This is a genomic window from Pectobacterium polaris (assembly GCF_002307355.1).
In the GTDB taxonomy this organism is placed as follows: Bacteria; Pseudomonadota; Gammaproteobacteria; order Enterobacterales; family Enterobacteriaceae; genus Pectobacterium; species Pectobacterium polare.
This window is the reverse complement of record NZ_CP017481.1, coordinates 1,287,295-1,308,286: the sequence shown is the minus strand read 5'-3', so window position 1 is coordinate 1,308,286 and position 20,992 is coordinate 1,287,295. Positions and strand designations below refer to the sequence as shown.

Genomic DNA, 20,992 nt, shown 5'->3' with positions numbered 1-20,992 from the left:
GCAGCATCCATTCCCTGCGTTTCCTGTTTTTTCCTCATCCGCCTGCGGCAATATCGACAATTAAAATCAATGTTTTCGCTGCTCATGCCGATATCCTAGAGTGGACTGCTTAGTTATTCATCAGAAGGATTTAGAAACCGCAGTCGTACATTGCTCTCGTCGTGCAGAAGAAAATCCGCTTAATAACAATAAATAGTGTCAATAGTCATGAGGATAACATGCAGAATAAAAGAAAAATGAAATTGGGTACTCAGGTCGGTTCGGGTTTTGCCATTGTTATTGTTATCGGCCTATTAGTGGCCATTTTCGGCAGAATGCATCTGGTTGGCCTCGGTAATACCACTGACAGGCTGGCCAAACACCACCTTGCCAACCTCATCGTGCTACAAGAATTGAAAGATAATCTTAACGTCACGATCAAAGCCACGTTGCGTATGCTTATCGCGACCGAACAAAAGGTTCTGGAAGACAATCAAAAACTGATTGAAGCCACGAGCGCCAAAAACACGAAGCTTGTCACTCAGTTGGAAGAAAATTTACGGGCAACCGAGGTCCGCAATATTCTGGGTGAACTTCAGCAAAATCGCACTGAATTTGCCACCGTGGGCCGCCAGGCCGTCGCGCTGTCACTCAGCAACAGGCAGGCTGAATCTATTGAGTTGGTTAAAACTCAGCTTGAACCCATACAAACCAAGCTTTTTAACAATCTGAACAGCATGATTCAGTTGCAGAGAGACTACACCACGCAAACGGCAACCAACGCCATTGAAGAATCCTACTATGATGGCAATTCACTGCTGGTTCTGGCCGTCATCGCCTCCTTGTTCGGTGCAGGCATCGCCTGGCTGATTACCCGCCACATCAAGAAGCAACTGGGGGGTGAACCCGCCTATGCCACACAGGTCACACAGGAAATCGCGCAAGGTAATCTCGCGATACCGGTCGATCTGGCGTCGGGCGACAATACCAGCTTGCTGTTTGCGATGAATAACATGCGCAAAAGCTTAAGCAGCATTGTGGAGCAAGTGCGTGAGAGCAGCGAATCTATCGCAACCGGTGCCAGCCAGATTGCCGCAGGCAGCACTGACCTCAGCCAGCGCACGGAAGAGCAGGCCGCGAATCTACAACAAACCGCCGCCTCCACGGAAGAAATGAGCCAAACCGTGCGTCAGAATGCCGATACGGTGCGCAATGCCGCTCAACTGGCGCAGGCCGCCAGCAATACCGCGGCTAAAGGCGGTGAAGCCGTCGGTAATATTGTTATCACCATGAAAGAGATTACCGACAGCTCGCACAAAATTGGCGACATCATTAGCGTCATCGATGGCATCGCTTTCCAGACCAACATTCTGGCGCTTAACGCCGCGGTAGAAGCCGCACGCGCGGGTGAGCAAGGTCGTGGCTTTGCCGTGGTAGCAGGCGAAGTTCGCTCGCTGGCACAGCGTTCTGCAACGGCAGCCAAAGAGATTAAAGAGCTGATCGGCCACAGCGTCGAGAAAGTCGAGGTAGGCTCCAGACTGGTCAGCGATGCGGGAACGACAATCGAAGAACTGGTGCGTCAGGCACGTCACGTTGCCGATCTGATTAACGAAATTGGCGTCACCACGCAGGAACAAGAATCCGGCGTCTCGCAGATTCATGATGCGATTAACCAGCTTGATAAGGTGACGCAGCAGAATGCCGCGCTCGTTGAGCAATCCGCTTCCGCTGCCGATAGCCTGAGCGATCAAGCGGCCCATCTGGTCGAGCTGATGAAGACCTTCGCCGTCGAGGGCGGGTCGTCACAGCGCATTGCACCACAGCTGAAAAGACCTACCAGTGCCAAACTCTCTCTCGCCAATCCTAAAAACAGCGCGGGAAGCGATAAGCAAAACTGGGAAACTTTTTAACGGCCAGCCAAGAGAACCCCAAAACCGCTGAGCAATCGGCGGTTTTTTTTCAATAGGAAAAACAATGAATAAAGAGGAAAACCAGCAATGCGTTTTATATTAAGCGCCGTTGAATAAAATCAATAAAAACGAGGAATGGCAATTTTCGATTATAAAAACATCAAATATATGAGGGTAAAAACATCATGTTGTTCGAAAAAAAAGAATGAATAAAAAACAAACATCTTTTAACGTTGAATAAATAAGCAAAAAATCATAACCACAGCGTTTATTAACATGATCGTCAATTTAGCATTACAGCCTGACCCCAGTTTATTTTTTCTCTAACCCATAGAGATATTGCGGCTTTTACCGCCACCTTTTATACTCCTGCGCCATCATTTACCCTTATTTGTATATGTTCCACCGCACCAGACACGACGACCCCTTACCGGAAAGCGTGACAGGAAAAAGTAAACTTAGGATAAGTTTATTAGCCAAGGAAAACAGGCAACGATTACGGGAAAGGATATACCTGTCATTCTTCAAGCCGCATGTTTATTCATCTTTCTGCGACGCGAATCTTTAGGGTATCAACGTGATGGCACTTGCAAAATAAATACATTTTCGCAACGCCTATTTCACATTTAAAGCACGCCGGCACCAACCATATTAGTTCTCAACATATAATAAGGGACACAATGAATCTCATCAAAAATAGTAGCCTGGGTAAAATGCTAGGGACCGGCTTTACCCTGGTCATCGCTATCGGATTTCTAGTGGCGATATTTGGCCGCATCCAGCTCGACAAGCTCGGGGAAAACATCCAACTGCTGTCGCAGGTCCGCATTACCAATCTCCTGATAATGCAGGAGTTTAAAGACAACATTAACACCAATGCTCTTGCCATCAGAAACCTGACGATGCTGGAAGACAGTCGGCAATTGCAGGAAGAGAAAGCGCGTATTGAGGAGATGATTTCCCGCAATAACATGCTACTCAAAAAAATCCACGACAGCGCCGTCGATAAACATGCTCAGGAACTGGTCGCGGTACTCGAGCGCGTGCGCCCGGCCTATAGCAGTAGCTATACAGACGCCATCGCATTGGCAATGGCGAACAAGAACAGCGAAGCTCAACATCTGTTATTAACCGATGTGCGGGCCAAGCAGGATGCCGTCTTCAAGGCCCTGAATGACATGGTTAACTGGCAAGAAAAACTTACAGTGGAAATCGCCGACCAGTCTTTAAAGAATGCCACTAGCGCAGGTACGCTGATGGTGATTATCGCCCTGCTTTCTGTCGTACTGGGGGCAATAATCTCATGGTGGATTACCCGAACCATTAAACGTCAGATCGGGGGAGAGCCAGCCTACACGTTGGAAGTCACGCGTCAGGTTGCACAAGGGAATCTGGCCGTCTCGATTGAACTGCGCGACGGCGATACCACTAGCGTGCTGGCCGCGATGGAAGATATGCGTCAAAACCTGAGCAACCTCGTCGGTCAGGTGCATCAGAGCAGCGAATCTATCGCCACGGGCGCGACGCAGATTGCGATGGGCAACACCGATCTGAGCCAGCGTACAGAAGAGCAGGCCGCGAATCTTCAGGAAACCGCCGCCTCAATGGAACAAATGAATACCACGGTGAAGCAGAATGCTGCGACCGTACGCACCGCAACAGAACTGGCCCATTCCGCCAGCACGACGGCGCAAAAAGGCGGCGATGCGGTCAGTAACGTTGTACGCACCATGGAAGATATCACCACCAGTTCGCGTAAGATCGGCGATATTATTGGCGTCATCGATAGCATTGCTTTCCAGACCAATATTCTGGCGCTCAATGCTGCCGTTGAAGCAGCCAGAGCCGGTGAACAAGGCCGTGGCTTCGCCGTGGTCGCCGGTGAAGTACGCTCTCTGGCGCAGCGTTCCGCTTCCGCCGCGCGGGAAATCAAAGATCTGATTAGCGTCAGCGTGGCTAACGTGGAAATGGGTGAGAAGCTGGTTAACGACGCGGGCATCACCATCAAAGACATTGTCGAAAAATCTCAGCAGGTTGCCAACTTGCTCAATGAGATCGGCCTGACCACGCACGAACAGGAACAGGGCGTATCTCAGGTGAATGATGCGGTGAATCAGCTCGATCAGGTGACCCAACAGAACGCCGCGCTGGTTGAAGAATCCGCCTCCGCCGCCGACAGCCTGAGTGAGCAGGCCAGAACGCTGCTGGAATTAATGGGCGTGTTCAAAATCAGCGGCGTTCAAACACCAGCACCACGGCTGACGTCACAGGCGAAGAAGCAGACGGCACCGAGGCTAGCTCTGGCTGGTCAGTCAGGCAGCACAAGCCGTGATAACTGGGAAACCTTTTAACGAACGCGGCCAAGCGATAGATACCTAGGCCACTTAGCACACAACATAAAGCCGCTGACTCTTCAGCGGCTTTTTATTTTCCATGGATAACAAGAATAAATAATACGGTTAAAAAAACCGCGCTTATTAATAATAACAATTAAAGGTTAAAAGTTACAAAATAAATAGTAATAAGAAAAAAATCTCACTCTTATTAGGTAGAGCATCATTGATTAATATTTATTATCTATCCTGACTACGATAAGAAAATAATATTAATTCTCTAGCCGACGAATAAATCAGGGGGTTTTTGTTACGTTTATTCTGTCATCAATTCTTCACATTCTTGTCTACACTTTATTTGTCATTCCTTTGGCCTGTAAATATTCTTAACAGGCATTCCCTACGTGCATGAAAGTGACGACCTCATTCCTCCGCCAACGCAGTGACTGGAGTATCAGCGTCGCCAACACACCCGCATGAGAAAGTGCACTATGGGATAAATAGAATGATGAAAGCCATAAAACTCGTGGGGTGAATCGCATCTGTACCATCACCCTCAAAATAACGACACCTGCTGTGTCAAATTTCAATAATTAAAAAAGGTACATCATGAAGAATATAAGCTTGGGAAAAATGTTAGGAACGGGTTTTACGCTAATTATCGTCATTGGATTTTTAGTCGCCATACTGGGTCGTACTCAGTTAGAAAAACTCGGGGGAAACATTCAGATCCTGTCACAAGTCCGTATTACCAATCTTCTGTTAATGCAGGAATTTAAAGACAACGTTAACGACACCGCACGTGCCATCAGAAATATTGCACTTCTAAACGATCAACAGCAGATGAAGACGGAAAAGGAGCGCATTGAGAAATCCATCGTACGTAATAACGAGTTGCTGGCGCAAATACGTAACAACGCGGTGAGCAACGAGACTAAAGCGCTGGTTGCAGCACTGGAACAGGCCCTCCCCGCCTATATCAGCAACATGAGAAAAGCCATTGAACTGGCGATGACCAGCCAGCACGACGCGTTTCGCAACTTTCTGCTGACGGAGGTACGCGCTACACAGGCAAGCGTATTCACCGCACTGGATAAAATGGCTGAGAGGCAGAAATCTCTTACGATAGATATCGCCAACCAGTCCGAGAAAGAAGCGTTCAATGCTGGCAGCTTAATGCTGATTCTCACGCTGTGTGCCTCGCTATTGGGAGGTGTTGTCGCCTGGTGGATCACCCGTAAAATTAAGCGTCAGCTTGGCGGAGAACCGGCCTATACGCTGGAGATCACGCGTCAGGTCGCCAAAGGGAATCTTGCCATCGCGATTGAACGACGTGCCGGAGACACCACCAGTATTCTGGCTGCGATGGAAGAGATGCGCCAAAGCCTGAGCAATATCGTCGGGCAAGTTCATCAAAGCAGCGAGTCTATCGCCACAGGTGCCAGCCAGATTGCCATCGGCAATACCGATCTGAGTCAACGCACGGAAGAACAGGCCGCAAATCTTCAGGAAACCGCTGCCTCCATGGAAGAGATGAATATCACCGTGAAACAGAACGCCGACACCGTGCGTAACGCGGCACAGCTTGCCAACTCGGCCAGCGCGGCGGCCCGCAAAGGCGGAGATGTCGTTAACAACGTCGTGCGGACAATGGAAGAGATCACCGCCAGTTCGCGTAAAATTGGCGATATTATCGGCGTGATTGACGGCATTGCTTTCCAGACCAACATTCTGGCGCTCAACGCTGCTGTCGAAGCCGCCCGCGCCGGAGAACAAGGACGCGGATTCGCAGTAGTGGCCGGGGAAGTTCGCTCACTGGCGCAACGTTCCGCCTCCGCAGCACGTGAAATTAAGGACCTGATCGGCATCAGCGTAGGAAAAGTGGAAGCGGGCGAACGGTTAGTTAACGAAGCCGGCGTAACCATAGAAGAAGTCGTGGAGCAGTCGCAGCGTGTCGCCAATCTTATCAATGAAATCGGCCTGACCACCCACGAGCAGGAACAGGGCGTTTCTCAGGTCAACGATGCTGTCAATCAGCTCGATCAGGTCACCCAACAGAACGCCGCGCTGGTTGAAGAATCCGCTTCCGCCGCAGACAGCCTGAGTCAACAGGCCAAACATCTGGTTGAGTTGATGAGCGTGTTCAAAATCGACGGCATCCAGCCACAGCGTGCCGCACCACCAGTGGCGAAACTGTACAGACCCAAACTGGCGCTGGCCGGTAGTTCGAGTCACACAAACTGGGAAACCTTTTAAACACACAACCGATTAACTCGACGTTAAAAAAAGAAAAACCGCTGAAATATCAGCGGTTTTTTTTCACATTAACGGGCAATTCATTATCGGCGATTACAGCGCCCGACGCAGGCGAGCCACCGCTTCATGCATTTGCTCATCCGTTGCCGTCGCAAAGGACAGACGCAGCGTTGAGTAATCGATATTGTCTGGGAAGAAGAACTCGCCCGGCACGAAGACCACGCCCTGCTCCAGCGTCTTCTTCAGCCATTCCGTCGTGTTGAAATCGTCCTGACGGAACTTCGCCCACAGGAACATCCCGCCCTTCGGCTGGTTGAAGGTGATGACATCACCCAGTTCCTTCTCGACCAGCTGTGCCAGCAGTTCGCCTTTGTGCTTATACGCGTGGCGAATTTTCTCGATCTGCGTATCCAGACGTCCCAGCCCCAGATAGCATTCCGCGACGGTCTGCGACAGTGCGCTGGCATGCAGGTCAGCGGCCTGTTTGATAATCGCGACTTTGTGCAACAGCCAATCCGGCAGAATCGCCCAGCCGAGACGCAGTCCCGGTGCCAGCACCTTCGAGAACGTAGAGGTATACAGCACGTATTCCGTGCTACCCAGCTTCTCTTCCGCCAGTTGGAACAGCGTCGGGTTGCGCTCTTCGGTGAAGCGCAGCTCGCCATAGGGATCGTCTTCGATAATGACAAAACCGTAGCGCTCTGCCAGCTGAATCAATTTCAGGCGACGTTCATAGCTCAGCGTCACGCCGCTCGGGTTACCGAAGTTCGGAACGATATAAACGCCTTTGATGCGCTGTTTCTTCAGCAGCTCTTCCAGCTCATCGACCACCATGCCGTCGGCATCGGACGACACAGACATCACCTGCGCCTGCGCCAGTTCCAGCGTTTGCAGTGCCGCCAGGTAAGTCGGACGTTCAACGACAAACACGTCGCCCGGATCGACCATCGCACGCATGATCAGGTCCAGCGCCTGCTGCGAACCGGCCGTCACGACAATGTCATCACCGCGCGTTTTTACGCCGCGTACGGCGCACAGCTCGGCAATGCGATCGCGCAGCACGCTGCTGCCTTCAGTTAAGCCATACTGGAATGCCGTTTTCGGCTGTTCGGTAATCGCTAACTGCGTGGCCTGACTTAGCCCTTCAAAATCAAATAATGCATCTGACGGAATCCCGCCAGCCAGCGAGATAATATTTTCCATCTTGCTGTGTTTCAGCAGTTCACGGATGGCGGAACTTTTTAACTGAGCGATGCGGTGCGCTAACAACCCTTCAATGGCCATCTCTTCTTAACCCTTCTACGAAACAGGCCGGTAAACCGGCCCGATAACGATTCCCCCTGTCATCCTTCGAGCGGCATACGCGTTGGCGTTCCGCCGCTCGAATGATTTAGGGTAGATCTGCTCTAAAATTATCCGCCCAGATAGGCCGAACGTACCGCTTCATTAGCTAACAATGCCGCTCCGGTATCTTCCAACACGACATGGCCGTTTTCAAGTACATAACCCCGATCAGCCAGTTTCAGCGCCTGATTGGCGTTTTGCTCCACCAGGAAGATGGTCATCCCCTCTTCGCGCAGTTGCTGGATCGTGTCGAAAATTTGCAGAATGATGATCGGTGCCAGCCCCAGCGACGGCTCGTCCAGCAGCAGTAAACGCGGCTGGCTCATCAGCGCACGGCCAATCGCCAGCATCTGCTGTTCGCCGCCGGACATCGTGCCGGAACGCTGGGCGCGTCGCTCGAACAGACGAGGGAACAGATCGTAGACGCGCGCAATGCGTTCCTGATACTGATCGCGCTCGGCAAAGAACCCCCCCATCGCTAGATTTTCTTCTACCGTCATGCGGGAAAAGACGCGACGCCCTTCCGGCACAATCGCGATAGCTTCACGCATAATCTGCGCCGTCTGCCAGTTTGTGATGTCCTTACCGTCAAACGTGATGGTGCCTTCCGTCGCGCGCGGGTCACCGCACAGCGTGCCCAGCAGCGTGGTTTTACCGGCACCGTTCGCGCCGATCAGCGTAACAATCTCGCCCTGATTAATGTGCAGGCTCACCTGATGCAGCGCCTGAATTTTTCCGTAGTGGGCCGAAACCTGATGTAATGACAGCATAAACGTTATCCTTCACCCAGATATGCACGGATGACATCCGGGTTGTTACGAATTTCAGCTGGGGTGCCTTGTGCCAGCGGCGTTCCCTGATTGACGACATAAATCCGGTCGGAAATTCCCATCACCAGCTTCATATCATGCTCAATCAACAAAACGGACACCTGATGGCTATCGCGCAATTCCGCAATCAGCTGATTTAACTCGTCAGTTTCTTTCGGGTTCAGACCGGCAGCAGGCTCATCCAGCATCAGCAGCTCAGGTCGTGTCACCATGCAACGGGCGATTTCCAGACGGCGCTGCTGGCCGTAAGACAGATTCCCCGCCTGACGGTTCGCTAACTCTAACAGACCGATACGCTCCAGCCACACCGCGGCGCGCTCTTGCGCATCGGCTTCAGCACGACGAAAGCCCGGGGTTTTCAACAGCCCGGCAAATACGCCGCTTTTCAGGTGCTGATGCTGTGCCACTAGCAGGTTCTCGATCACCGTCATTTCACGGAACAGGCGAACGTGCTGGAATGTGCGCACCACGCCCATTCGGGCAATCGCCTGTCCGGGTAATCCTTCCAGATGACGATCGCGCAGCATGATGGTGCCGCCGCTTGGGCGATAAAAACCAGTCAGGCAGTTAAAGACCGTGGTTTTCCCCGCCCCGTTCGGGCCGATCAGCGAGACGATTTCGCCAGCATGAATATCCATTTCAACGTTGTTGACCGCCAGCAGGCCGCCAAAACGCATCATCAGACCTCTGACTGATAATAGTGGCTGCGTGCTCATGCTTGCTCTTCCTTCTTCGCGACTTTCAACTTCATCTCAGGACGCTTCATCGGCAGCAGGCCTTGCGGACGCCAAATCATCATCAGAACCATCAGCGCACCCAGCAGCAGCATGCTGTATTCATTCAGATCGCGCATCAGCTCGCGGGATACAACCAGCAAGATTGCAGCGAGAATGACCGCAAACTGCGAGCCCATTCCGCCCAGCACGACGATGGCTAGCACAAAGGCAGATTCAGCGAACGTGAACGATTCCGGGCTAACGAAGCCCTGACGCGCGGCAAACAGCGTACCGGCAAAACCCGCGAACGCGGCGCTGATGGTAAACGCGGTCAGCTTGATGCGCGTTGGGCTCAGCCCCAGAGAACGACAGGCGATTTCATCATCGCGCAGCGCTTCCCAGGCACGTCCCAGCGGCATCCGCAGCAGACGGTTAATCACAAACAGGGTTAACACGACCAGCAGCAGCGCGACCAGATACAGGAAGATGACGCGATCGCTCGGGTCATATTGCAGACCGAAGAAATTGTGGAACGTATCCCAACCACCATCGCGCGCGTTACGGCCAAATTCCAGACCAAAGAAGGTCGGTTTAGGGATCTGGCTGATGCCGTTCGGACCACCGGTAATTTCAGTGTTGTTCAGCAGCAGGATACGGACAATTTCACCGAACCCGAGCGTCACAATCGCCAGATAGTCACCGCGCAAACGCAGCACCGGGAACCCTAACAGGAAGCCGGACAGCGCCGCCACCATGCCTGCCAGCGGCAGACTTTCCCAGAAGCCCAATCCGTAATAGTGGTTCAGCAACGCATAGGTATACGCGCCAATGGCGTAAAACCCGCCGTAGCCCAATACCAGCAGGCCGGACAGGCCAACTACAACGTTCAAGCCCAGACCCAGCATCACGTAAATCAGCGTGAGCGTGGCGATATCCACCGTACCGCGCGACACCAGAAACGGCCAGGCTATAGCGGCGATAATCAATGCCGCAGCCAATATCTTCTGCCGTGGCGTACTACCATCAAAGCTCGGCAGCACCAGCGACGGTGCAGAGAATTTCTTGATGCTTTGCTGGAAGAACGGGCGAATCAACTGGAAGAAGAACACCACGATGCAGCCCGCGCCAATCCAATACCAACGGACTTCATCAGCACCGCGCACCACCAACTTGGTGCCATCCAGCGCCAACTGCATGCCCATTAAGAACGAGGCCAGCACCAGCAGCATGAACGCGGAAACCAACGCATTAAACAGGTTGAGCTGCTTCATACTTTCTCAACCTCCGGGCGACCCAGAATGCCGGTTGGCATCACCAACAGCACCACAATCAGCAGCGCAAACGACACCGCGTCTTTGTATTCCGTGCTCAGGTAAGCGGACGTCAGCGCTTCGGCTACGCCCAGAATCAGCCCACCGATCATCGCACCAGGAATACTACCGATGCCGCCCAGTACCGCCGCCGTAAAGGCTTTCATCCCGGCCATAAAGCCGATATAGGGGTTGATGACGCCGTAGAATTGCCCCAGCAGCACGCCAGCAACAGCAGCCATGAGCGCGCCAATGACGAAGGTCAGGGAGATCACGCGATCGGTGCTGATACCCAGCAGGCTTGCCATTTTCAGGTCTTCCGCACAGGCGCGACAGGCGCGACCCATACGGGAATAGCGAATAAATAGCGTCAGCGCCAGCATGGCGAGGAACGTCACGATCCAGATGGTCAACTGCATGGTGCTAATCGTCGCGGCAAAGCCATTGCTTTCGCCCAGCACCCACTGGCCGGTCACCAGACTCGGCAGTGCAACATCACGCGAGCCCTGATTCAGGCTGACGTAGTTTTGCAGGAAAATTGACATCCCGATGGCAGAAATCAGCGCAATCAGACGCTTTGACGTTCGAACCGGTCGGTAAGCCACCCGTTCGATACTCCAGCCGTAGGCGCTGGAAATGACCACGGCGGCAATGAAAGCGGCACCAATCAGGAGCCAGCCAGCATCGATACCCATCATCATCAGGGCCGCAATCACAATAAAGGAGACGTAGCTACCGATCATATACACTTCGCCGTGTGCGAAGTTAATCATGCCGATAATGCCGTAAACCATGGTGTAGCCAATGGCGATCAGCGCATAGGTGCTGCCCAACGTCAGGCCGTTGAACATCTGCTGAAAAAAGTAAAGGAACTGCTCGGACATACCTTAAACCTTAAATGCTGCCCCCGCGCCTTGCGGCAACGGGGGCTTCGGTATTGAGGGATTATTATTGGTACACACTCGGCGGGCGGAGAATGCTCTCCACGCCGAAGAGGCAGACAACGGCATCTTCACCCGTTACCCGCCTCCCAGCAGGATGATTATTTCACTGCGCTGGAAGTACCGTCTTTGTGCCACTCAAATACGCCAAATTCAAACCCTTTCAGGTCGCCTTTTGCATCCCAGCTTAATGGTCCCATTACCGTATCCACAGGATTCGCTTTCAGATCTGCGGCCAGTTTTTCCGGTTCATCGCTACCAGTACGTGCCATCGCAGTGGTCAGCGATTGCAGCGCGGCATAGGTCGTCCAAACGAACGGACCGGTTGGATCCAGTTTCTTGGCTTTCAGCGCATCAACAATCGGTTGGTTAGCAGGAACCTGATCGTAACGCTTCGGCAGCGTCACCAGCATGCCTTCAGAGGCATCGCCTGCGATGTTGGACAGCGACGAGTTACCCACGCCCTCTGGGCCCATGAATTTGGTGGTCATGCCAGCCTGACGCGCCTGACGCAGAATCTGCCCCATTTCCGGGTAGTAGCCGCCGAAATAGACGAAATCGACGTTCTCTTTCTTCAGACGCGCAACCAGCGTAGAGAAATCTTTATCACCCGCCGTCACACCTTCAAACAGCACAACATTCGCACCGGCTTTTTTCAGGCTATCCTGAACAGAGCGGGCCAAACCTTCACCATATTGCTGTTTGTCATGAACCACGGCGATACGCTGCGGTTTGATGGTTTCAACAATGTATTTTGCTGAAGTTGGTCCCTGATCGGAATCCAGCCCCGTTGTGCGCAGCACCATTTTGTAGCCGCGCGTGGTTAAGTCGGCGTTGGTTGCCGCAGGCGTAATCATGATCACGCCTTCTTCTTCATAGATATCAGACGCAGGCTGCGTTGAGGAGGAACACAGATGGCCAATCACATAACGGATACCGTCATTGATGACTTTGTTCGCGACGGCAACCGCCTGTTTAGGGTCGCACGCGTCATCATATTCAACGCCAACCAGTTTGTTACCGTTTACGCCACCTTTTGCGTTGATGTCTTCAATGGCCTGACGCGCGCCAATGAATTCCATATCGCCATACTGTGCAACTGGGCCAGACATGGCACCCACAACCGCAACCTTAATATCGGCAGCGCTGACTGCGTGACTCAACGCCGCAGCCATACAACCCATCAGCAATACTTTACCTTTACTGAATTTCATTCTTTTTACCCCATCTGTCATTATGGATATTGCCGAAAACCTGACCGCCTTCCGCCATAACCTGCTATTTTCTTATAAGTAAGAAAGGCTTAGGTTATTATTAGTAATGATTTCTAATAAGGCTTTATTTTTCATATTATTAAACAGGAATATTATGCTGCAAATCAACTCGCGCTGTCAGAAACAAGCGGAGCAAACAGCACAAAATGCCAGATGCAAAAACCAGCATTCAATTTATATATAGTCAGATATTCTGCTTTGTGCATTAATTGTTGATGGATTACTCGAAAAACAGAGAATGGGAAAAACATTTACCCTATTAACCATAACGATCAAATTACACAACTGTTCCACTACAAGACAACTACATTATTCTTCACTCATATGATGGAGTGCCGATAAAAATGAAACTAACCGTTGAATGCCTCACCCGATTCAGCCCTCAGGATAAAATTGATCTGGCAAAGATTTGGCCGCATCAGAACATTGATTTACTCGAGGAAGAACTCACCCCCGATCGGCGATTATTTGCCGCCCGTTTTAACGATCGGTTATTAGGCGGCATGCTGGTCGAGCTTGAAGGAGAATATGCGGAACTGAGCGATCTCATGGTGCGGGAAGTCACGCGGCGGCGGGGCGTCGGAAAACTCTTGATTGATGAAGTCCGCCATCAGCTTCCTGAGGTGAAAGAGTGGTGGCTGGCCACGGCCGATCATGCGGCGATCAAAGAGGAAGTGCTGGCGCGGTTTATGGTGTCCTGCGGTTTCTCACCGGTGTCCGGCGGCTGGCGCTATATTCGTAGAAAAGAAACACCGTTGATTCTTGACCAACTCAACCCAGAGAAGCCATAAACCAAGCTCTGCGGACTGACATCAGACAAAAACAAAACGACCGGGCATTACCCGGTCGCTACAGAAAGAGACGATGAGAGCGATTAGGCTTCTATCGCCGCTCGCAGTTTTTTCATCGCATTCTTTTCTAACTGACGCACACGCTCTGCGGAAACGCCGTATTGATCGGCTAGTTCCTGCAAGGTGGATTTGTTGTCATCATCCAACCAGCGGGCGCGAATAATGTGCTGGCTGCGTTCGTCCAGCCCTTCCAGCGCGTAGGTGAGCTTATCGGCCGCATGCGTTTCCCAGTTATCTTCTTCAATGCCATCGGCAAAGTCAGACGATTTATCCTGTAGGTAAAGCATCGGCGACATCGCCTTGCCGTCGTGCGAATCCTCTTCCGGCGTCGGATCGAACGTCATGTCCTGCGCCGCCATCCGGGATTCCATCTCACGCACGTCTTTGCTGGTCACACCAAGCTCACGCGCGACAAGTTCGACTTCATCCTGATTAAACCAGCCGAGGCGAGTTTTAGACTTACGCAGGTTAAAGAACAGCTTACGCTGTGCTTTCGTGGTTGCGACTTTCACGATACGCCAGTTACGCAGCACGTATTCATGAATTTCGGCTTTGATCCAATGCACGGCGAAAGAAACCAGACGCACACCAACTTCAGGATTAAAGCGACGTACCGCTTTCATCAGGCCGATGTTCCCTTCCTGAATCAGGTCCGCCTGCGGCAGGCCGTAGCCGGAATAGTTACGGGCAACGTGAATAACAAAACGCAGGTGTGACAGAATCAGGTGCTTAGCAGCCTCCAGATCGCCCTGATAATGCAGCCGTTCAGCCAGCGCCCGCTCTTCCTCCGCCGTCAGCATCGGATAGGCATTGGCGGCACGAATATACCCTTCCAGACTGCCCTGGGGAACTAAGGTGAAAGTTTGCATATCTTTGGTCATTCAACCCTCTCAGTTGCTCTACTCGTCATATTGCAGTTGGTTATCTTAGCACTGCTTCACCGCATCGTTTTGCGCGAAGATGGCAAAACACGGCACCTTAAAGCTTATTTTAAGAAAAACCTTAAAACCAGATTAATCAAATCCTAAAATCTGTCTATTCAGACTGTGATTTCGCTCGCAAGTTCCTCTCATTTTATTCACCTCATGCCAGAGATCAAGCAGGAGAAAAACGAGACATTAACGCACGAGAAACCAAGGGAAAATACAGCGGGAAGAACAAAGAAGAGATGTCGCTGAGGAAATTTCCCCTGCAATACGGTCTGAATTACAGGGGATAATTATACCAGAAAACGCTTACTGTGGTGTAAAACGGCGTAAATGTTGCACCGTTGCAAGCCAGGCGGCCAACCAGCCAATCATGCCGGCGATTAACAGCAGCAGCAGAGATTCATCCCAGCTCAGCCCTTTGACGGCAAACGTCGTACCAAAAACAGCGGCAACCTGCGCCACCACGGCATCCAGCTTCCAGACCAGCGCCTGCGATAAAATCAGCGACAGTACCGCGCCGCCCACGCCCATCGCTGCCCCACCATTCAGGAACGGACGCAGAATAAAACCGTCCGTCGCACCGATCAGCTTCATCACGTTGATGGTTTCGCGGCGGCTGAAAATACTCAAACGCACGCTGTTGCCGATCACCAAGAAGACGGCGACGATCATCAGGATGCCAATCATCGCGGAAATTTGCCCGACCAAATTGGTCAATGCCACCAGCCGTGCAAACCAGCTGTCATCCATCCGTACTTCATCCACGCCCTGCGTCGCCGCCACTCGGTCGCGCAACGTCGTCAGCGTGGTGGAATCCTGAAAACTCATTTTCGGCGTGATAATCGCCACGGCTGGCAGCGGGTTCTCTTCCAGCATATCGAGCGCGCCACCAAAACCGGACCAGTTGCGGAATTCGCCCATCGCTTCATTGCGCGACAGGTAATTGACTTTATCGACGCCGTCTTCAGATTGAAGCTGCGTGATAACCGCCTGCGCCGCGTTGTCATCCAGCGATTTATCCAGATACACCGTCAGCTGAGGCGAGGGATACCACTGTGTAGCAGCCTGACTGACGTTTTTCCATACCAGATAGCAGATGCTGGGCAACGCCAACGAAATAGCGATGACCATCACGGTCAGAAAGGTAGCCAGCGGCTGACGCAGCATATCAGCCAGCGTATTCGTCCAGGCATAGCGCCACTGTTCCTGCCAGCCACCGCGCAGCGCTTTGGCTTTTGCGACAGGCTTTTTCGCATTACGGACGTTATTCGCCATTGTGGTTTCCCCCCACCATGCGGCCATCCGACAGCGTCAGCACACGGTAATTACGGCGGGCGATCAGCCCAGTGTCATGCGTCGCCATCAGGACGGTAACGCCAACGCGATTGAATTCTTCAAACAGGCGCAAAATGCCTTCTGACAGCGCTTCGTCGAGGTTACCGGTCGGTTCATCCGCCAGTAACACCGCAGGTTTGTTCACCACCGCGCGCGCAATGCCAACGCGCTGCTGCTCACCACCGGACAGCTGGATAGGATAGTTTTTCGCTTTATCCAGCAGGCCAACCTTGTCCAGCGCGGCGGATACCCGGCGACGGATATCCTCACTGCTGGCACCCGCGATGATGAGCGGCATCGCGACGTTGTCATAGACCGTGCGTTCCATCAACAGATGGTGATCCTGAAAGATCATGCCGATCTGACGTCGCAAGAACGGGACTTCGCGTTTTTTCAGGCGGCTGATATTGTGGCCGCCAAACAAAATCTGACCCGCGCTGGGACGTTCAATGCCACAAATCAGTTTCAGCAGGGTACTTTTCCCTGCGCCGGAATGACCGGTCAGGAACGCCATTTCCGCTGGGCGCAGATGGAAATCCACCCCTTGCAATGCCTGACGCCCACCGAGGTAAGCTTTACTGACCTGTTCAAAACGAATCATCCGTTTTAATCCTCTCGGGCAAAAAGTGCCTCAATAAAATCGTCGGCCTTGAATGGCCGTAAATCTTCAATACCTTCACCTACCCCAATATAGCGGATAGGAATAGCGAACTGGTCGGCAATGGCGAAAATCACCCCGCCTTTCGCGGTACCGTCCAGCTTAGTTAAGGTAATACCCGTCAGCCCAACCGCTTCATTAAACAGCTTGGCCTGACTCACTGCGTTCTGCCCGGTGCTCGCATCCAACGTCAGCATCACTTCATGCGGCGCGTCTTCGTCCAGCTTCTTCATCACGCGCACAATCTTTTTCAGCTCTTCCATCAGGTGCGCTTTGTTCTGCAAGCGACCCGCGGTGTCCGCGATCAGGACATCAACGCCGCGCGCTTTCGCGGCCTGAATCGCATCGAAAATCACCGATGCCGAATCCGCACCGGTATGCTGCGCCACCACCGCCACGTTATTGCGCTGTCCCCAGACCTGAAGCTGCTCGACCGCCGCCGCACGGAAGGTATCCCCGCCGCCAGCATCACGGATTTGCCCTGCGCCTGGAACTGACGTGCCATTTTCCCGATGGTGGTGGTTTTACCCACGCCATTAACGCCAACCATCAGAATGACATACGGTGTTTTGCCTTCGATATTCAGCGGGGCGTCCACCTTAGCAAGAATCTCCGCCATTTCTTCTTTCAGCTTCACAAAAAGCGTATCAGCATCTTTCAGTTGGCGGCGGCTGGCGTGCTCTGTCAGGCTGCCGATGATCTTACGGGTCGTCTCAACCCCGACGTCGGCAATCAGCAACTGTTCTTCCAGTTCGTCAAACAGATCGTCGTCGATTTTCTTACCGCGAAACAATCCGATAAATCCGGAACCGAGGTTCTGGCGCGTTTTCACCAGACTACGTTTCAGACGAGCGAAGAAACCTTCTTTCGTCGGACGTTCCTGCTCTTGCGCCACGACAGGCACATCGTCTGGCTGCACCTGTTCTGGTTCTTCGTATTCTTGCTCTTCCTGCTGCGCAACGTCCGGCTCTGCATCAACCACCGTCGCGCTTTCGGCGATCTCAGTCTGCACGATCGGATCGACGACATCCCGATCGAGAACGTCATGATCGATCGGGTCACGATCGTCTGTTTCAGGAATAATGGGAGCCGATACGACGGGTTCAGGGACAGCGACGGCCGGTTCGTCAGCCGCTGCGGTAACATCACGCTCGGCGGCAGGTTGGATTAGCGCTTCCGCTTCAACCTTTATCTCTTCTTCAACGACAGGCGCTTCCGGCAGCGGTTTCTCTACCTGCTCCGGCGCGTGCTCAACGGTCTGGTGAACCGATGCAGCAGCATCTGATTCCGCCGCTGACGGCTGTTCTTCAACAACTGGCTGAGGTTGCTCTTGTTGTTTTTCTTCCTGTTTCCCTAATCCCAGCCAGGAAAAAAAACCGCGCTTCTTTTCTTTTGACATGTGCGATCGCGCTCCACGCTGCTCACCGCAGCGAATCAATCAATGAAAATCATATTTAAACAACAAGTTTAACACTTTCCTGCCGACAGCAACACGCAGCCAACGGGGGCAATGACAGACAATTCTCGGTGCTGCCGACAATCTTCGTAACGAAAGGCAATGTCCGTAACGAAGTGTGTCAAACGCCGCGCGTTATCGAAAGCCCGCAGACAGCACAAAATTTTGAGTTAAGCGCCTTAACGTCCATCTTAACATTCCCTCTACACGTAACCGCCGCTAGAATAGCGCCAGAAATTTCCTGCCCGCATCCACACCACGATGATGCGGCACAACAATAACCCTGTGAGCTATGGCTAAAAAAAATGCATCGTCAGCCGCCGGACAAATCCGAATCATCGGTGGTCAATGGCGCGGCAGAAAACTTCCGGTTCCTGATAGCCCCGGTTTACGTCCCACCACCGATCGCGTGCGGGAAACGCTGTTTAACTGGCTGGCTCCCGTTATTCAACAGGCACGCTGCCTAGACTGCTTTGCTGGCAGCGGCGCGCTCGGGCTGGAAGCCTTATCCCGTTATGCTGAACACGCCACATTATTGGAGATGGAGCGTGCAGTCGCGCAGCAGTTAACGCAAAATCTGGCGTTGCTTCGGGCGGAAAACGCCGAGGTGGTCAATACTGATGCCCTGAGCTGGCTGGCGAAGCCGGGCACGCCGTTTGACGTCGTGTTTCTCGATCCACCGTTTCGCAAAGAGCTGCTGAACAACACGCTTGCCCTGCTGGAACAACAGGGTTGGCTGGCACCCGACGCGTGGATTTACGTGGAAACAGAGGCGGAAAATGCGCAGCTGACTATCCCGGAAAATTGGCAACTGCACCGTGAGAAAATTGCGGGTCAAGTCGCCTACCGTTTATACATTCGTCAATGATCTTCGCAGCAACGTAAGGGTAAGAGATGATTTTGATTAACCTTGGCAGGCTATTGATGCTGGGCGTGTGGGGATTTTTGTTACTTAACCTGATTCAACCGTTCCCCAAGCCGTTGAATATCTTCATGACCGTGGCGATGGTGTTTATGATCCTGATGCATGGTTTTCAACTGCTGCTGTTAAAATCCAGCCAGCCGAAAGACAGCCCCGCGCTGAGCCGCGCACTTCAGGCACGCATTTTCCTTTTTGGCGTGTTTGAACTGCTGGCGTGGCAGAAAAAGCAGCCTAAACCACCGAAGTCGTAATCACTACTTCTGCTGGGGCACAAAGCGGATAAAGCGTGTGCCCTTTAGCTGCAACGACCCCTGCATGCCAGTATCAAGCTGGTGATAATCCGCATTTTCAAGGCGCAGCGTGATGGTCGCGCCGCCGGTAATCGGTCTGAACGTGACCTCATAAAGCATATCCTCTACAACCATCACCTGATGTTCGCGCGCCCGTCGACGGCTACGGGGAAATTCGCGTTTGTGTTTCACCTCAGCGGCCACGATCCGCAGCGGAGCCGCGTCATTCTGCGCTTCCCGCTGGCGTTGGCGTCGATATTGCCGCGCCGCCAGCACCAAAATCGCACCGACGGCCAAGGCCAACAGCCAGGGAAAGTCATTCATCAGGGTTTCTTGCCGGGAAGATAAGGAAATGCGGTAACGTTATCGCCTAAATCAGAAATGCGGGCGCTGCCTTTTTCCGTCACGGCATCGATGCGAATGATCGCCTGTAGAGGAATAAAACTGCGGTTAACGCCGGAGAATTCCGTTTTCAGTTTCTCGGTTGACGGGTCAACCAACACCGTTGACTGGCTATCAAACACAAAGTCGGCAATTTCAATAAAACCGAACAGGCTGCTCTGCACCAACTCACGCACGTAAAGCTGGTAATTCTTACCGTTATTTATAAATTGAATACGATAAAGCGCGGATTCATTACTCATTCAACTCAATGCTCCCTTCGAGACTTCACGGCGCCCATCTACAATAAAAACAGGCGATAACATAACATGAAGCTCACAGAAGTCGCATCCGTCTCACCCCGTGTTGTTTAACTTCCCCACAATCCCCTACACTGAACAAAGAACGGTTTATTTTTATCCTGACACAAACAAAAACACAAAAAGGACACGCTATGCTTTGGTCATTTATTGCTGTGCTTTTTTCTGGTTGGTTGTATGTGGACGCCAGCTACCGTGGTCCAACGTGGCAGCGTTGGTTATTCAAACCGGTCACCATGCTACTGCTGCTGGCTCTGGCCTGGCAAACGCCGCTGCTTGGTGTGCCGGGCTATCTGATTGTGCTGGGGCTGCTGGCCACGCTGGCCGCAGACACCCTGCTGTTGCTGCCAACTCAGCGCCTGCTTTACGCGTTTGGCGCCTATTTTCTCTCCCATCTGCTGTACACCATTAGCTTTTTTACCGGACAAATTTCACTCACGTTCTTCTGGCCGCTAGCGTTAACGCTCGTCATTCTGGCCGCAATCCTGATCGCTATTATCTGGGGACGGTTGGAAGCACAGCGCTGGCCCGCTTGCGCATTTATCATCATGACGGCGCTGATGGTCTGGATTGCTGGCGAGCGGTATTTTGCGCTGGGGACAAACGCGAATTTCTCCCTGCTGACGGGCACCGTGCTGCTGTTTATCGCCCATGCGGCCTGGCTGATTCACCATTACCGTTTTCCGTTCCGTGCCCATCAGGCGATTGTGGCAGCGGGTTATTTTGGCGGCCATTTCCTGATCGTTCGCTCCCTCTATTTCTGACGTTCGCGGCACTCACGAAAATCTGGCTAAGCATTGAGCGGCGGTGTAAAGTTCCTGATGAGAATCGTAATCACTAAGAAACTATTCCAGTAGGCGTTATTGGTGCAGCCAGTTTGGACTCGGACAGCGCGCAGAAATCGGAGCGTACAGTAGTACGTGAGGATTATTCGCTACGCTCACCCTACGGGCCGCC

General features: G+C 52.5%; 18 protein-coding genes and 1 pseudogene. 7 read left to right on the top strand and 12 right to left on the bottom strand.

From position 1 onward, the window contains the following. Positions 1-218 precede the first annotated feature (218 nt). The 3 genes from BJJ97_RS05890 (at position 219) to BJJ97_RS05880 (ending at position 6,478) form a co-directional block, all read left to right on the top strand. A complete protein-coding gene (locus tag BJJ97_RS05890) occupies positions 219-1,889 on the top strand; it encodes a methyl-accepting chemotaxis protein (protein ID WP_095993357.1) in 1,671 nt (556 codons plus the stop codon). A 680-nt stretch (positions 1,890-2,569) separates the two neighbouring features. Beyond that, positions 2,570-4,240 (top strand): methyl-accepting chemotaxis protein, encoded by a 1,671-nt coding sequence (locus BJJ97_RS05885; protein ID WP_095993356.1) that lies wholly within the window; start codon positions 2,570-2,572, stop codon positions 4,238-4,240. Between the two features lie 591 nt (positions 4,241-4,831). Continuing rightward, positions 4,832-6,478, top strand: a complete 1,647-nt coding sequence (locus BJJ97_RS05880; protein ID WP_095993355.1) for a methyl-accepting chemotaxis protein — start codon at positions 4,832-4,834, stop codon at positions 6,476-6,478. A 93-nt stretch (positions 6,479-6,571) separates the two neighbouring features. Here the strand turns inward: BJJ97_RS05880 and BJJ97_RS05875 are convergent, their stop codons facing one another. The 6 genes from BJJ97_RS05875 to BJJ97_RS05850 all read right to left on the bottom strand — a co-directional run bounded on the left by BJJ97_RS05875 (position 6,572) and on the right by BJJ97_RS05850 (position 12,833). Then, complete coding sequence (locus BJJ97_RS05875) at positions 6,572-7,762, bottom strand: aminotransferase-like domain-containing protein (protein WP_095993354.1); 1,191 nt, start codon at positions 7,760-7,762, stop codon at positions 6,572-6,574. A gap of 128 nt (positions 7,763-7,890) precedes the next feature. Continuing rightward, positions 7,891-8,592 carry a high-affinity branched-chain amino acid ABC transporter ATP-binding protein LivF gene (gene livF / locus BJJ97_RS05870; RefSeq protein ID WP_039485268.1) on the bottom strand — a complete coding sequence of 234 codons (702 nt, stop codon included), beginning with the start codon at positions 8,590-8,592 and terminating at the stop codon, positions 7,891-7,893. A 5-nt stretch (positions 8,593-8,597) separates the two neighbouring features. Beyond that, a complete protein-coding gene (gene livG, locus BJJ97_RS05865; protein ID WP_095700963.1) occupies positions 8,598-9,368 on the bottom strand; it encodes a high-affinity branched-chain amino acid ABC transporter ATP-binding protein LivG in 771 nt (256 codons plus the stop codon). Continuing rightward, positions 9,365-10,639, bottom strand: coding sequence for a high-affinity branched-chain amino acid ABC transporter permease LivM (locus BJJ97_RS05860; protein WP_039485273.1), 1,275 nt, complete (start codon positions 10,637-10,639; stop codon positions 9,365-9,367). Before BJJ97_RS05860 ends, livG begins: the two co-directional genes overlap by 4 nt. After that, positions 10,636-11,562 carry a high-affinity branched-chain amino acid ABC transporter permease LivH gene (gene livH, locus BJJ97_RS05855; RefSeq protein ID WP_039275912.1) on the bottom strand — a complete coding sequence of 309 codons (927 nt, stop codon included), beginning with the start codon at positions 11,560-11,562 and terminating at the stop codon, positions 10,636-10,638. The genes BJJ97_RS05860 and livH overlap by 4 nt, the downstream gene beginning before the upstream one ends. Before the next feature lie 158 nt (positions 11,563-11,720). After that, positions 11,721-12,833 carry a branched-chain amino acid ABC transporter substrate-binding protein gene (locus tag BJJ97_RS05850; protein ID WP_095700964.1) on the bottom strand — a complete coding sequence of 371 codons (1,113 nt, stop codon included), beginning with the start codon at positions 12,831-12,833 and terminating at the stop codon, positions 11,721-11,723. A 404-nt stretch (positions 12,834-13,237) separates the two neighbouring features. Here BJJ97_RS05850 and panM point away from each other — a divergent pair, with 404 nt between their 5' ends. Beyond that, complete coding sequence (gene panM, locus BJJ97_RS05845; RefSeq protein ID WP_095700965.1) at positions 13,238-13,684, top strand: aspartate 1-decarboxylase autocleavage activator PanM; 447 nt, start codon at positions 13,238-13,240, stop codon at positions 13,682-13,684. Positions 13,685-13,767: 83 nt separating this feature from the next. On the opposite strand, the gene rpoH is transcribed toward panM, so the two are convergent. The 4 genes and pseudogenes from rpoH to ftsY form a co-directional block, all read right to left on the bottom strand. After that, the gene (rpoH, locus tag BJJ97_RS05840; RefSeq protein WP_010681389.1) at positions 13,768-14,625 is read right to left on the bottom strand and encodes an RNA polymerase sigma factor RpoH; all 858 of its coding nucleotides are present in this window, start codon (positions 14,623-14,625) and stop codon (positions 13,768-13,770) included. Between the two features lie 354 nt (positions 14,626-14,979). After that, complete coding sequence (gene ftsX, locus BJJ97_RS05835; RefSeq protein ID WP_095993353.1) at positions 14,980-15,948, bottom strand: permease-like cell division protein FtsX; 969 nt, start codon at positions 15,946-15,948, stop codon at positions 14,980-14,982. Beyond that, positions 15,938-16,609 carry a cell division ATP-binding protein FtsE gene (gene ftsE, locus BJJ97_RS05830; protein ID WP_010306560.1) on the bottom strand — a complete coding sequence of 224 codons (672 nt, stop codon included), beginning with the start codon at positions 16,607-16,609 and terminating at the stop codon, positions 15,938-15,940. Before ftsE ends, ftsX begins: the two co-directional genes overlap by 11 nt. A 5-nt stretch (positions 16,610-16,614) precedes the next feature. Beyond that, positions 16,615-18,065: pseudogene (gene ftsY / locus BJJ97_RS05825) on the bottom strand (signal recognition particle-docking protein FtsY). Between the two features lie 349 nt (positions 18,066-18,414). On the opposite strand from ftsY, the gene rsmD reads away from it, so the two are divergent. Beyond that, positions 18,415-18,990: a 16S rRNA (guanine(966)-N(2))-methyltransferase gene (gene rsmD, locus BJJ97_RS05820; RefSeq protein WP_095993352.1), complete on the top strand. Its 576-nt coding sequence runs from the start codon at positions 18,415-18,417 to the stop codon at positions 18,988-18,990. Positions 18,991-19,019: 29 nt separating this feature from the next. After that, on the top strand, positions 19,020-19,295 hold the full coding sequence (locus tag BJJ97_RS05815) for a DUF1145 family protein (protein ID WP_162274786.1): 276 nt from the start codon (positions 19,020-19,022) through the stop codon (positions 19,293-19,295). 3 nt (positions 19,296-19,298) lie between these two features. Here BJJ97_RS05815 and BJJ97_RS05810 read toward each other — a convergent pair whose 3' ends face one another. Both BJJ97_RS05810 and BJJ97_RS05805 read right to left on the bottom strand, forming a co-directional pair. Further along, positions 19,299-19,658 carry a DUF2500 domain-containing protein gene (locus BJJ97_RS05810; RefSeq protein WP_095993351.1) on the bottom strand — a complete coding sequence of 120 codons (360 nt, stop codon included), beginning with the start codon at positions 19,656-19,658 and terminating at the stop codon, positions 19,299-19,301. Then, positions 19,658-19,978, bottom strand: a complete 321-nt coding sequence (locus tag BJJ97_RS05805; protein WP_095993350.1) for a DUF1820 family protein — start codon at positions 19,976-19,978, stop codon at positions 19,658-19,660. The genes BJJ97_RS05810 and BJJ97_RS05805 overlap by 1 nt, the downstream gene beginning before the upstream one ends. Positions 19,979-20,169: 191 nt before the next feature. Here BJJ97_RS05805 and BJJ97_RS05800 point away from each other — a divergent pair, with 191 nt between their 5' ends. After that, complete coding sequence (locus BJJ97_RS05800; protein WP_095993349.1) at positions 20,170-20,799, top strand: lysoplasmalogenase; 630 nt, start codon at positions 20,170-20,172, stop codon at positions 20,797-20,799. Positions 20,800-20,992 lie beyond the last annotated feature (193 nt).

Bases quoted from the DNA above. Each gene is read 5' to 3' on its own strand.
- BJJ97_RS05890 (WP_095993357.1), top strand. From the start codon at position 219: ATGCAGAATAAAAGAAAAATGAAATTGGGTACTCAGGTCGGTTCGGGT.
- BJJ97_RS05885 (WP_095993356.1), top strand. From the start codon at position 2,570: ATGAATCTCATCAAAAATAGTAGCCTGGGTAAAATGCTAGGGACCGGC.
- BJJ97_RS05880 (WP_095993355.1), top strand. From the start codon at position 4,832: ATGAAGAATATAAGCTTGGGAAAAATGTTAGGAACGGGTTTTACGCTA.
- BJJ97_RS05875 (WP_095993354.1), bottom strand. From the start codon at position 7,762: ATGGCCATTGAAGGGTTGTTAGCGCACCGCATCGCTCAGTTAAAAAGT.
- livF (WP_039485268.1), bottom strand. From the start codon at position 8,592: ATGCTGTCATTACATCAGGTTTCGGCCCACTACGGAAAAATTCAGGCG.
- livG (WP_095700963.1), bottom strand. From the start codon at position 9,368: ATGAGCACGCAGCCACTATTATCAGTCAGAGGTCTGATGATGCGTTTT.
- BJJ97_RS05860 (WP_039485273.1), bottom strand. From the start codon at position 10,639: ATGAAGCAGCTCAACCTGTTTAATGCGTTGGTTTCCGCGTTCATGCTG.
- livH (WP_039275912.1), bottom strand. From the start codon at position 11,562: ATGTCCGAGCAGTTCCTTTACTTTTTTCAGCAGATGTTCAACGGCCTG.
- BJJ97_RS05850 (WP_095700964.1), bottom strand. From the start codon at position 12,833: ATGAAATTCAGTAAAGGTAAAGTATTGCTGATGGGTTGTATGGCTGCG.
- panM (WP_095700965.1), top strand. From the start codon at position 13,238: ATGAAACTAACCGTTGAATGCCTCACCCGATTCAGCCCTCAGGATAAA.
- rpoH (WP_010681389.1), bottom strand. From the start codon at position 14,625: ATGACCAAAGATATGCAAACTTTCACCTTAGTTCCCCAGGGCAGTCTG.
- ftsX (WP_095993353.1), bottom strand. From the start codon at position 15,948: ATGGCGAATAACGTCCGTAATGCGAAAAAGCCTGTCGCAAAAGCCAAA.
- ftsE (WP_010306560.1), bottom strand. From the start codon at position 16,609: ATGATTCGTTTTGAACAGGTCAGTAAAGCTTACCTCGGTGGGCGTCAG.
- rsmD (WP_095993352.1), top strand. From the start codon at position 18,415: ATGGCTAAAAAAAATGCATCGTCAGCCGCCGGACAAATCCGAATCATC.
- BJJ97_RS05810 (WP_095993351.1), bottom strand. From the start codon at position 19,658: ATGAATGACTTTCCCTGGCTGTTGGCCTTGGCCGTCGGTGCGATTTTG.
- BJJ97_RS05805 (WP_095993350.1), bottom strand. From the start codon at position 19,978: ATGAGTAATGAATCCGCGCTTTATCGTATTCAATTTATAAATAACGGT.
- BJJ97_RS05800 (WP_095993349.1), top strand. From the start codon at position 20,170: ATGCTTTGGTCATTTATTGCTGTGCTTTTTTCTGGTTGGTTGTATGTG.